Source organism: Ornithinibacillus scapharcae TW25 (assembly GCF_000190475.1).
GTDB classification, from domain to species: Bacteria; Bacillota; Bacilli; order Bacillales; family Amphibacillaceae; genus Ornithinibacillus; species Ornithinibacillus scapharcae.
Window position 1 is genome coordinate 86751 of record NZ_AEWH01000068.1, and the last position, 14231, is coordinate 100981.

Here is a 14231-nt window from a genome sequence, read left to right on the forward strand (position 1 = left end):
AGACGTCCCAGGAGAGATTCGAACTCCCGACCCACAGCTTAGAAGGCTGTTGCTCTATCCTGCTGAGCTACTGGGACATATGTATGGAGCGGGTGAAGGGAATCGAACCCTCGACATCAGCTTGGAAGGCTGGAGTTTTACCATTAAACTACACCCGCATGATGATATTAACTATATTCATGCTTTATTATAACTGTATCCATTAAGTATTGGCTCGTTTTTGCCACAAGAATTATTATAGGCAGTTTAGCTAATAAAGTCAACACCCAATTTTAAATTAGTAATATTGTAAAAATTTAAAAGGATGAGAAGGGTGCATCTTATCACCCTTCAACGTCCTATTCTAATGAGGTTTTAAAAGAGAGTTCTTTAACTAACTCTCCAGTAACCATGTAATAATTAACCTCTATTTCTTCTTGGGTCTCCCATTTCAAAACAGCATATGTTTTCTCTGCTCTCATTCTTGGAAGCCTAATACTACCGGGATTCAAAAATAGTCTATTACTAATCTTTTCTGCACCAGCAATATGAGAATGACCGAAGCAAACGATATCTGCTCCAATCTCTTCCGCTCGATAAGAAAGATTCATTAAATTCATTTTCACATTATGTAAATGTCCATGAACAACAAAGAATGTTAACCCGTCAATTTCTTTTCGTTGTTCGTTAGGAAAATCTCCATAAAAGTCACAGTTACCTGCGACAGTTAGGACTCCATCTAGTTCTTTAGCACTCTCATTGAGTTCTGAATCACCACAGTGAAATACGTAATCAGCTTGTTCACGAGTCTTTATCGCTTCAATCTCTCTCGTTAAACCGTGGCTATCGCTCATAATAACTACCTTTGTCATGAATTTCACTCCACTAGCTTTGCTTCTTAATCCAATCTTCTAATTGGTCCATTGCATTTTTACGATGACTAATCTTATTCTTTTCCTCAGGTTCCAACTCTGCTAATGTTTTATTATACCCTTTTGGAATAAATATAGGATCATAACCAAATCCATTACGACCTCTCTCTTCTGTCGTAACGGTTCCTTCACAATAGCCTTTTGTAAAAATGGAAGGCGCACCAGGTAAAGATACAGATAGCACACAAACAAAACGCGCTGTACGTTTTTCTGGTGAAACATTTTTTAACTCTTCTAATACCTTTTGTATATTTCGCTTATCATCCTTCGGTTCACCTGCATATCGTGCAGAAAAGATACCTGGTCTACCATCTAACTCATCAATAACCAACCCAGAGTCATCTGCTATAACTGGGATATTGAGAATAGTAGAAATCCCCTCAGATTTAAGAGCAGCATTCTCCTCGAAAGTTGAACCTGTTTCTTCAATATCAGGTAAGTCTTGTTCCAGTTCTAACAATGAAACAGCATTTATATTATATCGCTGGAAAAGCTCTTTGAATTCCTTCGCTTTTCCGGCATTCTTTGTTGCAATGATTACTTCTTTCATTTTTGATCACCTTTAATAACGGTTTCTCCAATTCTTGCTGCGAGGTCTCCAATAGCATCCTTTTGTTTTTCAAATATTTCCATTAGGCCCTCTTCTGCAAGCTTCAATAATGTATGTAATTGGTTCATCGAAAATGTTGCTTCTTCACCAGTACCTTGTATTTCTACAAATTCACCTGAACCCGTCATGACAATATTCATATCCACATTTGCTTTCGAATCTTCTTCATAGTTTAAATCTAAAATTTCTGTACCGTCTGGAAGAATCCCAACAGAAGTTGCTGCTAAGAAATCTGTCACTGGCATTTTCTTTAATGCTTTATTCTCTATTAATTTTCCAAAAGCAAGCACCATAGCAATATAAGCTCCCGTTATAGAAGCCGTTCTAGTTCCACCATCTGCTTGAATGACATCACAATCAATCCAGACTGTTCTTTCACCAACATTTTCTAAATCAACAACGGATCTGAGAGCACGTCCAATTAAGCGTTGTATCTCCATCGTTCTTCCTGAAACCTTCCCTTTTGAAGATTCACGGATGTTTCGATCCTGTGTAGCACGTGGTAACATGGCATATTCAGCTGTAATCCAACCTTTGCCTTGTCCACGCATAAAAGGAGGAACTCTATCTTCTATTGTAGCGTTACATATCACCTTTGTATCTCCTACTTCAATAAAGACAGAGCCTTCTGGATGTTTAATAAAATTGGTAGTAATAGTAATAGGTCTTAAGTTATTTATGTTACGTTGATCATTTCTCATATTTTTTCCTCCTTACCTCTGATTTAGCTTATCATATTTTACTGGATAGATTCACGTTATTCAATGTTTTATGTCAAGAACTGATACATAAAGAAACAGAGAAGCCATAATTATAGCTCCTCTGCACAAATTTTATAGCTTTTCTGATGGGATAAATGCTTCCCTCGTTACAGGTTCTGAATATACTTCTCCACTTTCATTTGCAATTTGTTCTACATTTTCTACTTGAACATTGACCGCTTCTATTTCGGCATTTTCTGTTAACGATCGTACCAAGGTTTCCATCACTTCATCAGCAATGACACCATTTTCCCTATCCTTTAATACATCTTGACTAAAAACTAAATCTAGTACACCACTATTTAATTTCGGTTCGTCAAGTAACATCGTACTATCATTGAAAACATGCATTAAATTAGTTTCATATGCTGGTCCGTCAATTAATGCATTAACGATAGCTTCGTGAACATTTCCATCTTCCACTTCAACATACTGTGTCACTGGAACAAAGTATTGATTTTCATCATGTTCTGTAGGGTAATACATCGTTACAGCTTTACTATTGATTAAATCTACTGTATCTGAGTCCATGATGTTAATTCCATTCGCTCTCGTATAACCTTCTCCAATTGGTGTACCGTCCACTGGCATCGCAGATAGGTCCTTACCATTTACGCGTAGTTTAACACGGTCAACACTATCAAACTGTGTTAATGTAAAGGTCATAGCCTCAATGATTCCTTTTTCTTCTTCTGCAGTATATTCGTTAAATTCTTCGGAAAGGTCTACTGTAATCGTTCCCTCCTCAATACTAACACCTAGAACCTCCGTTCCACTTGGCAGTACTGCTTGGAATCCGTTTGGTAATAGAGATGTTACAGGGCCATCTTTGACAAGGTATTCTAAAATTTGTTGCGCTACTTCCATTGATTCTGGTACAGGAAGTTCTAACGATTGCGGTGCAACCATACCATTAGCATCTAGTAAGAATAATTGACGCTCAACTTTTTGAGCTTCCTCTTCAGCCCCCTCACTTGACTCTTTCTCCGAATTTGATTCTGGGTTATCTTGTCCACCCACAGCCTCTGCATTTTGTGGTGGATCCATATCCTTTAGAGATTGTTCACCTTGGAAGCATCCAGTTAACAGTACTACCATACTAATTGTTGCGAAAAGCACTAGCAATATTCGCTTTCTCATGTCATTCCCTCCTACGATGGTTTGTACTACTATGTATACGAGCCTCCCCTTCACTTTAGACCTTCTGATTTTTATTTCAGAAAAAAACTACCAGTCATAACACATCCCTAAAGACGAGTATGACTGGCAATATAACAATTGAATTTTTATATAACAACTCTTTCAATCGAAACAGTTTTTAAGTTTTCTATTGAACTATTAAATATTTTTCGCGTCAAAGATGTAAACTGTTTTTCATCACCAGTAGTATAGAATTGGTGACGCGAAATTTCAAGCCCATCATTCAACAGTTGATTTACTTCTAGGATAGTACTAGTTTCTCTTGCAGTTTCTTCACTTGAAGAAATAAGCGTTACCTCAGGGCCTACAACTTCCTGAATGACGTCTTTTAGTAATGGGTAATGTGTACACCCTAAAATTAAAGTGTCCATTTCGGCAAAGTCCTTTAGGGCTTGTAGTTCTTTTTTTACTGTTGAAAGGGCAAATTCTCCTGACAGAATTCCCTGCTCAACCATTGGCACAAATGCTGGACAAGCTAAGGATGTAAGATGCATATTCGGTTTTAGCATATTAAGTGCATCACAATATGCATTACTTCGAACTGTTCCCTCTGTCCCTATGATTCCTACATAATCATTCAAGGTAGACTTGATTGCAGCTCTTGCCCCTGGTTGAATTACCCCAACTACTGGAATAGATAGCTTATCTTGTAATTCACTAAGTGTATACGCTGTCGCTGTATTACATGCAATTACAAGCATCTTAATATCCTTTGTTAGGAGAAAGTCTACCATATCCCAGGTGAATTTTCTTATTTCCTCTGGAGTTCTTGGTCCATAAGGACAACGTAGGGTATCACCTAAATAAATTAACTTTTCTCTAGGCAACTGCCTCATTAGTTCATGTACTACTGTTAAACCACCGACACCCGAGTCGATGACACCAATTGGTTTATTCAAGAAAATCAGCCTCTTCTAAGTTGTTATTTTTCATTTACTATTTTCATTTGGTCGTGTAATAAGTTAAGTAAATCAATTAGTGTTTCCGTTTGCTCTCCTGTGAAGTTCTCCAGAACCTCTCCAAGGTATTGTTGTCTCTTTTGGATTACCTCTTCAATAATTCTATGTCCCTTTTCTAATACATGGATACGTACGACTCTTCGGTCATTTGTATCCCTAACTCTTTCAACTAAATCATTCTTTTCCATTCGATCCACTAAATCGGTAGTTGTACTAAAAGCTAATCCATTTTTAGCTGATAATTCACCTATCGTTAAATCCCCTTCTTCTCTTAACCATTGAAGAGCGATAAATTGCGGATTTGTGATGGGATAATTATTTAATATTTTTCGTCCGTTCTGTTTAATTGCCCCAGATATATGACGGTAGTTTTTTTTCTAATTGTGCTAGCATTTCTACTGAAATATTATTTTCCAATACGTTACCTCCCGAACTTCCTATGAATATAGTCATATTTTATCATAAAAGCTCGAAAAACTTATGTTTTATTTTTAAACACGTAAAAATCCACGATAAAATAGTGTATTATAATTATATTTTTTACTTCAATGAAATGTGCGCACCGTTTATTATCCATCACATAAGCTATTAGTGACTAAATAATTTACCCTTCAAACTGCAGCTCTATGACAGCAAGGAGGGGTTAACATTTGAAGGACAACGAGTACAAACCGAAGCAATTATTAACCAAACGTGAAAAAGAAGTATTCGAGCTCTTAGTTCAGGACAAAACAACTAAAGAAATTGCCCAGGAATTGTTTATATCTGAAAAAACTGTCCGTAACCATATTTCAAATGCTATGCAAAAATTAGGAGTCAAGGGGCGTTCGCAGGCAGTTGTAGAGCTAATCCGCATGGGAGAATTAAAGCTCTAGAAAAAACCGACTTTCCTTACCGGAAGTCGGTTTAAAATTTTAGCAAATTAGTTCTCTACAAATGAATTTTCTTGGTTGCTATTCAAGTACGATTGATGTACAGGATTAATTCAGTGACACCTTCATTAATTTCTCCGTAATAGCCTCCCCTAGCGCTAGTGGCTTCCCTGAACGAGGATTAATATAGACGATTCTACCACGACCCGTTATACAAACCTCATCGTTCTGGTTAACACCCATATAATGAATATCAAACGATGTCTTACCAACATGAACTGCTTTGACATACATCCGTAGACTGTCTTGGAAAAACAATTGTTTTAGATAATCACATTGTAAATCAGCAACAATAGGAATCCCCTCTGTCTGCATCTTATCACTAAAAATTCCTACTGATTTTAAATATTCAATTCGCGCTTCCTCAAAATAGATAAATGGGCTTACATTGTTCACATGACCGAACATATCGGTTTCCGAAAAACGAATCCGGATTGGAATGGAAAAAGAAAATTCTTTTCTCCAGCTCTCAAAATCCTCGATATATGAGATTTTTCTCATGATTTCTCCCCCCTTGTCTAAGATGCAAAAAGACCCTTACTACATTTTCGTAAGGGTCTCGTTGTCATTCAAAATATTAATGTGCGTTGTCACTTCCAAAGAAGTTCTTAAATGATTGAATGGTAGCAGCACGGTTCATAGCAGCGATTGATGTTGTTAATGGAATACCTTTCGGACAAACTTGAACACAGTTTTGGGCATTACCGCAACCAACAAGTCCGCCTTCTTCCATTAATCCTTCTAATCTTTCACTCGCATTCATTTCACCTGTAGGATGAGCGTTGAATAAACGAGCTTGTGAGATTGGAGCAGGTCCAATGAAGTTAGATTTGTCATTCACATTAGGACAAGCTTCCAGACAAACACCACAAGTCATACACTTCGATAGTTCGTATGCCCATTGACGTTTTTTCTCTGGCATACGTGGACCAGGCCCTAAATCATAAGAACCATCGATTGGGATCCATGCTTTTACTTGTTTTAGCGCATCAAACATACGCTCACGATCGATGACTAAATCACGTACAACCGGGAAAGTAGACATTGGTTCTAAGCGAATTGGTTGTTCCAATTCATCTACTAGCGCTGCACATGATTGTCTTGGCACACCATTTATGACCATCGAGCAAGCACCACAAACTTCTTCTAAACAGTTCATATCCCATGCAACTGGTGTTGATTTTTCCCCTTTTGCATTTACGGGATTTTTACGAATTTCCATTAACCCAGAGATAACATTCATGTTTTTACGATATGGTACATTAAATGTCTCATCATATGGAGTAGAATCTGGGCTATCTTGACGCGTGATAATAAAAGTAACAGTCTTCTGTTCAGCCATTTCCGTTAACTCCCTTCGCTATTTCGTCTCCCGTCTTAGTGCTTTTTCGTGTAATCACGTTTACGCGGCGGAATTAATGATACATCTACTTCTTCATATGAGAATACAGGTGCATTTTCTTTCGCATCAAATTCAGCAATTGTTGTTTTTAACCATTCTTCGTCATTACGTTCTGGGAATTCCGGCTTATAATGTGCCCCACGGCTTTCATTACGGTTATAAGCACCAATTGTAATAACACGTGCTAAGTGAAGCATATTCTTAAGCTGACGTGTAAACATAACACCTTGGTTATTCCAACGAGAAGTATCGTTTATATTAATGTTTTCAAAGCGTTCTAGTAATTCTTGAATTTTTTCATCTGTTTTTAGTAGTTTCGCATTTTCACGTACTACAGTAACATTATCCGTCATCCATTCCCCTAATTCTTGGTGAATTTGGTATGCGTTTTCTTCACCGCTCATATTCATAAGCGCTTCGAATTTCTCTTCTTCTTCTTTTACTCGATTCTCGAATAGACTAGAATCGAGGTCTTCGACATGTTTAGATAGGCCGTCAACATACTCAATTGCCTTCGGTCCAGCAACCATACCTCCGTAAATAGCGGATAGTAATGAGTTTGCTCCTAGACGATTCGCACCGTGCTGTGAATAATCACATTCACCAGCGGCGAAAATACCTGGGATGCTTGTCATTTGATTATAATCAACCCATAGTCCACCCATTGAGTAGTGTACAGCTGGGAAAATTTTCATTGGTACTTTTCGTGGGTCTTCCCCAACGAATTTTTCATAGATTTCTATGATTCCACCAAGTTTAATATCTAGCTCTTTCGGGTCTTTATGTGATAGGTCTAAATAAACCATGTTCTCCCCATTGATTCCAAGCTTTTGGTTCACACACACATCAAAAATTTCACGAGTTGCGATATCACGTGGAACTAGGTTTCCATATGCAGGGTATTTTTCCTCTAAGAAGTACCATGGTTCCCCATCTTTATAAGTCCAAACACGTCCACCTTCACCACGTGCAGACTCACTCATAAGACGAAGCTTATCGTCTCCAGGAATTGCAGTTGGGTGAATTTGGATAAATTCTCCGTTAGCATATTTTGCACCTTGTTGGTATAAAATACTTGCAGCAGATCCAGTATTAATCATCGAGTTAGTAGATTTACCGAAGATAATTCCAGGACCACCAGTAGCCATAATCGTTGCATCTGATGGGAATGACTTAATTTCATGGGACTTCATGTTTTGGGCTACAATCCCGCGACCGACACCTTCATCATCGATAACCGCGCCAAGGAATTCCCATCCTTCATACTTTGTTACTAAACCCTCTACTTCATAACGACGAACTTGTTCATCTAATGCATATAATAATTGCTGACCTGTAGTTGCCCCAGCAAAAGCAGTACGGTGGTGTTGTGTACCACCAAAACGACGGAAATCAAGAAGACCTTCTGGTGTACGGTTAAACATAACCCCCATACGGTCAAGCATATTGATAATTCCTGGTGCTGCTTCACACATTGCTTTTACTGGTGGTTGGTTTGCCAAGAAGTCTCCACCATAAACGGTATCATCAAAGTGAAGCCAAGGAGAGTCCCCTTCCCCTTTTGTGTTCACGGCACCATTAATACCACCTTGGGCACATACAGAGTGAGAACGTTTTACTGGAACTATTGAAAATAAGTCAACGCTTACACCAGCTTCAGCAGCTTTAATTGTCGCCATCAAACCAGCTAGTCCTCCGCCAACTACAGCGATTTTACGGTTACTCATAAAAACTCACTCCTTCTCTCTTTCCTTATACTCCATAAGCGAACGCAATTAACGTTCTTATTCCAATATAGCTAACTACTAGGAAAATTAGTAAAGTAGCATATGTAACGATTTTCTGTGATCTCGGTGATTGTGCAAATCCCCAAGATACTAAGAATCCCCATAAACCGTTAGCAAAATGGAACACTGCAGAAAGAACACCAATAACATAGAACCAGAACATTACTGGGCTAGTTAAGATTCCTTCCATTAATCCGTAATCTAGGTCTGCACCTAGTGCTACTTGTACACGAGTTTCAAACACATGCCATGCAATAAATACTAATGTAACAATTCCTGTAAACCGCTGTAGGAAGAACAACCAGTTACGTACGAAGTTATATCTTTTAACATTGTTCTTTGCCGTAAACACGATATAAACCCCTAAGATTGCATGGAATAAAAGTGGTAAGTAAATAACAAAAATTTCAAGTGCTAGTACGAACGGGAGATTATGCATAAAGCTTGCTGCTTTATTAAAGCTTTCTTCCCCATATACAGCAAAGTGATTAACTACTAAGTGGTTAATCAAAAATAACCCGATAGGAACTACACCTAGTAAAGAGTGCAATCTCCTGTAAAAAAACTCCCTATTTTCCGCCATGTGATACCCCCCTTAGTTCTTCTGATGATTAAGTAAATAGTCTGACATTTTACACAAAAAAAGTATATAGATTTTTGCCTAAAATGTAGAAATAGCAACAAGTTTATTGTACGACTAACTCCTAATAGCGTCAAGAAAAGGTATCCCACTTTTTGATAAGAATTTAAATCGCTTACATTTCGATTAAGACCTTGCACAAAAAATAAAATGAATGGATAATAACTATATACTTATAATGTTACTAGGTGACTTTACATACAGGAAGGAATCGAATAATGGGAAAAAAACAGGAAAAGCTTCCAATTGAATTACTCGATAAAATTCAATCAACTGGAGCTGGATACGATTTACTAAGGTACATTAGTCTCCCAGACCTATTTGGATCAGAAGCAGAGGCTTTATTATATTTCATGGGAAGAAGCATGGCCCGTAAATTTAATATACAGGCTATAGGAGATGTTATTTACTTCTTTGAAAAAGTTGGTTGGGGACGCTTGGAATTATTCAAGGAAAAAAATAAGAAACTAGAGTTTCATCTGCTAGCAGACTCAGTCGTACAGCGCCTAGCTATGCCAATTGAAGCCGAGTTTAGGCTAGAGGCTGGTTTTCTTGCGGAAGCAATGTCGATTCTTAAGGGAGTTGACTGTGAGTGCGTAGAAGAAGTTCGTTCAAAGATACATCAGGTGGAATTTACAATCGTGTTAGTAGAATAATGAACTCTTTTTTAATTTCTATTTCCACTCAATTATAAAGAGGATACGTTCGGGTAGCCCCTATATCATAAAGGCTATTCAGAACTATCCTCTTTTTCTTGTTCAGTATTTAAATAGGTAATAATTTCCTCGGCAGTGTTGTGTGGGATTCCTAATTTTGTTATATCTGGAACCTGTGCTTGGCGAATATCTTGAATGGATTTAAAATGTGTTAGTAATAATTTTCTTCTCTTCTCCCCGACCCCGGGTATCTTGTCGAGTTCCGATTGAAATAGATTTTTCCCACGCAGTTGTCGATGAAATGTAATTGCAAAACGGTGCACCTCATCTTGAATTCGCTGAATCAGGTAAAACTCTTGTGATTGTCTTGATAGCGGTACAACTTCTGGCGGAAATCCATATAACAATTCACTTGTTCTATGCTTGTCATCTTTCGCAAGGCCACATAACGGAATATCTAATCCTAACTCATTTTCCAGTACATCTAGAGCTGCACTCATTTGTCCTTTCCCGCCATCAACAATGATTAAGTCAGGTAGTGGTAACGATTCCTTCAATACTCGTGTATACCTTCTCCTAATTACCTCTCTCATTGTCTCATAATCATCAGGTCCTTCGACATCTCGAATTTTATATTTGCGATAATCTTTCTTACTAGGTTTACCATCAACAAAAACTACCATTGCAGAAACCGGATCAGTACCTTGAATATTGGAATTATCGAATGCTTCAATACGATATGGAGTTTCAATATTTATCGCAATACCTAATTTTTCTACTGCAAGTACGGTTCTCTCTTCATCCCTCTCAATGAGTGAGAATTTCTCTGATAGTTGTGCTTTTGCATTCTCCATGGCAAGCTCTACTAACTCTTTTTTCCGTCCGCGATATGGAGTATGGACGTCCACTTCTAAAAGTTGTTGCAATATTTCTGTTTCAATACCAATTGGCACAAAGATTTGCTTTGGCTTTGGATGATGTTCATGTAGATAAAATCTACCAATAAAACTGATAAAGGTATCCTCTGCATCATCAAAAAAAGGAAAAACCGAAATATCTCTTTCGATAAGTTTTCCCTGTCTAATGAAGAAAACTTGGACGCACATCCAGCCTTTATCATAGCTATAGCCGAAAACGTCACGGTCAACCCGATCATTCAACGTCATTTTCTGTTGTTCCATTACTAATTCAATGTGTTGAATTTGGTCACGGAGTTCTTTTGCCCGTTCAAAATTCAACTGTTCACTAGCCTCTTGCATCTTCTCTATAAGACTAGTCTTAATGTCCTTATAGCCACCTTGTAGGAATGATGTGATATTCTGAACAATGTCTCTATAAAATGCTTCAGAAGGTGCTTTCTCACTACATGCTAAACATTGATTCATATGGTAGTATAAACATGGTCTTCCCGGAGGATTGTTACATTTTCTTAATGGATACAACCGGTCAAGTAGCTTTTTGGTTTCTCTAGCTGCAATTACGTTTGGATAGGGGCCAAAATACTTGGCCTTATCTCGCTTTACCTTCCTAGTAATTAACAACCTAGGATGACGTTCTGACGTAATCTTTAAATAGGGATAGGATTTATCATCCTTTAGCATGACATTATATTTTTGGGTCGTACTTTTTTATTAGATTCATCTCTAAAATGAGCGCTTCGATTTCAGAGGAGGTAATAATATATTCGAAATCAACTATCTCTTGAACGAGTCGCTGTGTCTTATGATCATGTGCACCTGTAAAATAAGAACGAACTCTATTTTTTAAGAGCTTTGATTTACCAACATAAATAATGGTGCCGTGCTTATCTTTCATCAAATAACAACCAGGCTTAGCAGGTAAGACAGCTAATTTTTCCTGAATCTTCTCATTCATAATCGTCATTCCTTACTATGGTCAAGTCCAACTACAAACAATCCCCTGTTACAGCTTGCAACAAGGGATTGTCTGTATGCTCTTGATATTATATCAAATTAAGCATGCTTATTGATTAATTCAACTAGTGCTTCTTTCGGTTGGAAACCGATTACTTGATCCACCACATTGCCATCTTTAAATAATAATAATGTAGGGATACTCATCACACCAAATTTACTTGCAGTTTCTTGATTTTCGTCTACGTCTAGTTTAACGATTTGTACTTTATCTGACATTTCGCTATCTACTTCTTCAAGAACTGGAGCAATCATTTTACATGGACCACACCATGGTGCCCAGAAATCAGCTAGAACAAGACCTTCTGCAGTTTCTGCTGCAAAGCTTTGGTCTGATACGTTTTTAATTGCCATCCTATTTCCTCCTCTTGATACTATATTTCAAACTGAGTATAACACTAATGGTTAATCCTTACTAACAGTTTGCTTAATCTCTTCGTTATTATCCAGATTACATCTGTTTTTGTCTAAGGATAACAGTACACGGCCCGAATCACCGCTGCTTCCAAGGAGGTGGATGAATCTTTATGAATACAATCATATCATCAACCGTAATCCTTCTAAGAGCTTTATGTGTATTCGAGCCGCTTCTTATCTAGAAACTATATAAATAGCAAGATTTGATTAAATTAAGCTTTTAACGCTTTCACTTCTTCAATTAGCATAGGAATTACTTCAAATAGGTCTCCGACAATTCCATAGTCTGCTACATTGAAAATATTTGCTTCTGGATCTTTATTAATTGCTACAATTACTTTTGAGTTAGACATTCCCGCTAGGTGTTGGATTGCACCTGAGATACCGACAGCAATATACAGGTCTGGTGTAACTACTTTACCGGTTTGACCAATTTGTAGAGAATAATCACAGTAATCTGCATCACATGCGCCACGTGAAGCCCCAACTGCACCACCTAGAACCTCCGCTAATTCATATAATGGTTTAAAGCCATCTGCACTTTTAACACCACGACCACCTGCAACAACCACTTTAGCTTCTGACAAATCAACACCATCAGTAGCTTTTCGTAGTACTTCCTTTATGACTGTACGCAAGTCCGCAATGTCAACAGACTTTTCTTGAATTTCCCCTGAACGAGACTCATCACGATCTAATGACGGAATATTATTTGGACGAATCGTAGCAAAAACAATTCCATCTGTAATAACCTTTTTCTCAAATGCTTTACCAGAATAGATAGGTCGAGTAAATACAACCTGATCTCCATCTAGATTAATTTCTATAGCATCCGATATTAATCCAATTTCTAATTTACTTGCAATTTTAGGTGTTAAATCTTTACCAATAGCAGTATGGCCCATAACGATTCCATAAGGACTTTCATCCTCAATCACGGAAAGCACAGCTTGACCATATCCTTCAGATGTATAGGAAGCTAATTTTTCATGAATTACCGTAATAACGCGATTTGCTCCATAATAAATCATTTCCTGTGCTTGATCTGCTAAATTTTCTGATCCAAGTAGTACGCCAACAACTTCAGTATCAGAACTAATCTTCTTTGCAGCAGCAATTGCTTCGAAAGTTACATTACGTAGGACACCATCTCTAGATTCACCAATTACTAGTATTTTTTCACTCATCATTATTTCTCCTTTCTGTCATTCCATTAAAGTACTTTTGCTTCATTTCTTAGTAGTGAAACTAACTCTTTCACTTGATCGGATACTTCTCCTTCTAACACTCTTCCAGCTTCTTTTTGAGGTGGTAGGAATATATCAACCGTTTTCGTTTTTGGTTCCAAATCATCTTCATCTAAATCAAGATCGTCAATCTCTAACTCTTCCAGTGGCTTTTTCTTTGCCTTCATAATGCCTGGCAGAGAAGGATATCTTGGTTCATTTAACCCTTGCTGACAAGTAACTAGTAATGGTAATGTTGTTTCAATCTTTTCTACATCACCTTCAACATCCTTATCAATCTTGGCAGTATTTCCATCTATTTCTAGTCTAGTGATTGTCGTAACATAATTAATTCCTAAGCGTTCTGCAAGTCTAGGACCAACTTGACCACTCGCCTCATCAATTGCAACATTTCCAGCTAGAATTAAGTCCACGTCTTTATCTTCGAAAAACGCTTCCAAAATTTTCGTTGTTGTAAATTGGTCTCCATCCTCTAAATCATCTTCTGTATTAATTAAGACTGCTTTATCAGCACCCATTGCTAGCGCAGTTCGTAATTGTTTTTCAGAATCTTCATCACCAATCGTAATAACTGTGACTTCTCCGCCATGTTCATCTCGTTGTTTAATGGCTTCTTCAACGGCATATTCATCATATGGATTAATGATGAATTCTGCACCATCGTCTTCAATACGTCCATTAGATACAGCAATTTTTTCTTCTGTATCAAATGTCTTTTTTAACAATACATAAATGTTCATAATGTGTTCCTCCTCTAGTAAACTATTAAGCTATT

At 37.5% G+C, this 14231-nt stretch carries 14 protein-coding genes, 2 tRNA genes and 2 pseudogenes; 2 read left to right on the forward strand and 16 right to left on the reverse strand.

What is annotated here, in order from left to right; genetic code table 11:
* Positions 1-3 precede the first annotated feature (3 nt).
* From G5W_RS0118745 to G5W_RS22560, 8 genes and pseudogenes are all read right to left on the reverse strand, one after another.
* Positions 4-77: transfer RNA gene (locus G5W_RS0118745), tRNA-Arg, on the reverse strand.
* A gap of 7 nt (positions 78-84) precedes the next feature.
* A tRNA-Gly gene (locus G5W_RS0118750) sits at positions 85-158 on the reverse strand.
* Positions 159-338: 180 nt separating this feature from the next.
* Positions 339-851: a metallophosphoesterase gene (locus G5W_RS0118755; protein ID WP_010099034.1), complete on the reverse strand. Its 513-nt coding sequence runs from the start codon at positions 849-851 to the stop codon at positions 339-341.
* Positions 852-864: 13 nt separating this feature from the next.
* Positions 865-1461 (reverse strand): XTP/dITP diphosphatase, encoded by a 597-nt coding sequence (locus tag G5W_RS0118760; RefSeq protein WP_010099035.1) that lies wholly within the window; start codon positions 1459-1461, stop codon positions 865-867.
* Positions 1458-2222: a ribonuclease PH gene (rph, locus tag G5W_RS0118765; protein WP_010099036.1), complete on the reverse strand. Its 765-nt coding sequence runs from the start codon at positions 2220-2222 to the stop codon at positions 1458-1460. Before rph ends, G5W_RS0118760 begins: the two co-directional genes overlap by 4 nt.
* Positions 2223-2354: 132 nt before the next feature.
* The gene (locus G5W_RS0118770) at positions 2355-3422 is read right to left on the reverse strand and encodes a GerMN domain-containing protein (protein WP_010099037.1); all 1068 of its coding nucleotides are present in this window, start codon (positions 3420-3422) and stop codon (positions 2355-2357) included.
* A gap of 146 nt (positions 3423-3568) precedes the next feature.
* Positions 3569-4381, reverse strand: a complete 813-nt coding sequence (gene racE / locus G5W_RS0118775; protein WP_010099038.1) for a glutamate racemase — start codon at positions 4379-4381, stop codon at positions 3569-3571.
* Between the two features lie 23 nt (positions 4382-4404).
* A pseudogene (locus G5W_RS22560) lies at positions 4405-4834 on the reverse strand (MarR family winged helix-turn-helix transcriptional regulator).
* Positions 4835-5091: 257 nt separating this feature from the next.
* Between G5W_RS22560 and G5W_RS0118785 the strand changes: the two are divergent.
* On the forward strand, positions 5092-5316 hold the full coding sequence (locus tag G5W_RS0118785) for a helix-turn-helix domain-containing protein (RefSeq protein WP_010099041.1): 225 nt from the start codon (positions 5092-5094) through the stop codon (positions 5314-5316).
* 105 nt (positions 5317-5421) lie between these two features.
* On the opposite strand, the gene G5W_RS0118790 is transcribed toward G5W_RS0118785, so the two are convergent.
* The 4 genes from G5W_RS0118790 to G5W_RS0118805 all read right to left on the reverse strand — a co-directional run bounded on the left by G5W_RS0118790 (position 5422) and on the right by G5W_RS0118805 (position 9145).
* On the reverse strand, positions 5422-5874 hold the full coding sequence (locus G5W_RS0118790; protein WP_010099043.1) for an acyl-CoA thioesterase: 453 nt from the start codon (positions 5872-5874) through the stop codon (positions 5422-5424).
* 76 nt (positions 5875-5950) lie between these two features.
* The gene (sdhB, locus tag G5W_RS0118795; RefSeq protein ID WP_010099045.1) at positions 5951-6715 is read right to left on the reverse strand and encodes a succinate dehydrogenase iron-sulfur subunit; all 765 of its coding nucleotides are present in this window, start codon (positions 6713-6715) and stop codon (positions 5951-5953) included.
* Between the two features lie 35 nt (positions 6716-6750).
* A complete protein-coding gene (sdhA, locus tag G5W_RS0118800) occupies positions 6751-8502 on the reverse strand; it encodes a succinate dehydrogenase flavoprotein subunit (RefSeq protein ID WP_010099047.1) in 1752 nt (583 codons plus the stop codon).
* Between the two features lie 25 nt (positions 8503-8527).
* Positions 8528-9145 carry a succinate dehydrogenase cytochrome b558 subunit gene (locus tag G5W_RS0118805; RefSeq protein ID WP_010099049.1) on the reverse strand — a complete coding sequence of 206 codons (618 nt, stop codon included), beginning with the start codon at positions 9143-9145 and terminating at the stop codon, positions 8528-8530.
* 275 nt (positions 9146-9420) lie between these two features.
* Here G5W_RS0118805 and G5W_RS0118810 point away from each other — a divergent pair, with 275 nt between their 5' ends.
* Positions 9421-9858 carry a YslB family protein gene (locus G5W_RS0118810; protein WP_010099051.1) on the forward strand — a complete coding sequence of 146 codons (438 nt, stop codon included), beginning with the start codon at positions 9421-9423 and terminating at the stop codon, positions 9856-9858.
* Positions 9859-9932: 74 nt separating this feature from the next.
* Here the strand turns inward: G5W_RS0118810 and uvrC are convergent.
* The 4 genes and pseudogenes from uvrC to G5W_RS0118830 all read right to left on the reverse strand — a co-directional run bounded on the left by uvrC (position 9933) and on the right by G5W_RS0118830 (position 14196).
* Positions 9933-11733: pseudogene (gene uvrC / locus G5W_RS22565) on the reverse strand (excinuclease ABC subunit UvrC).
* A gap of 98 nt (positions 11734-11831) precedes the next feature.
* The gene (trxA, locus tag G5W_RS0118820) at positions 11832-12146 is read right to left on the reverse strand and encodes a thioredoxin (protein WP_010099056.1); all 315 of its coding nucleotides are present in this window, start codon (positions 12144-12146) and stop codon (positions 11832-11834) included.
* A gap of 275 nt (positions 12147-12421) precedes the next feature.
* Positions 12422-13396, reverse strand: coding sequence for an electron transfer flavoprotein subunit alpha/FixB family protein (locus G5W_RS0118825; protein WP_010099057.1), 975 nt, complete (start codon positions 13394-13396; stop codon positions 12422-12424).
* A 26-nt stretch (positions 13397-13422) separates the two neighbouring features.
* Positions 13423-14196, reverse strand: coding sequence for an electron transfer flavoprotein subunit beta/FixA family protein (locus G5W_RS0118830; protein ID WP_010099059.1), 774 nt, complete (start codon positions 14194-14196; stop codon positions 13423-13425).
* Between the last annotated feature and the right edge of the window lie 35 nt (positions 14197-14231).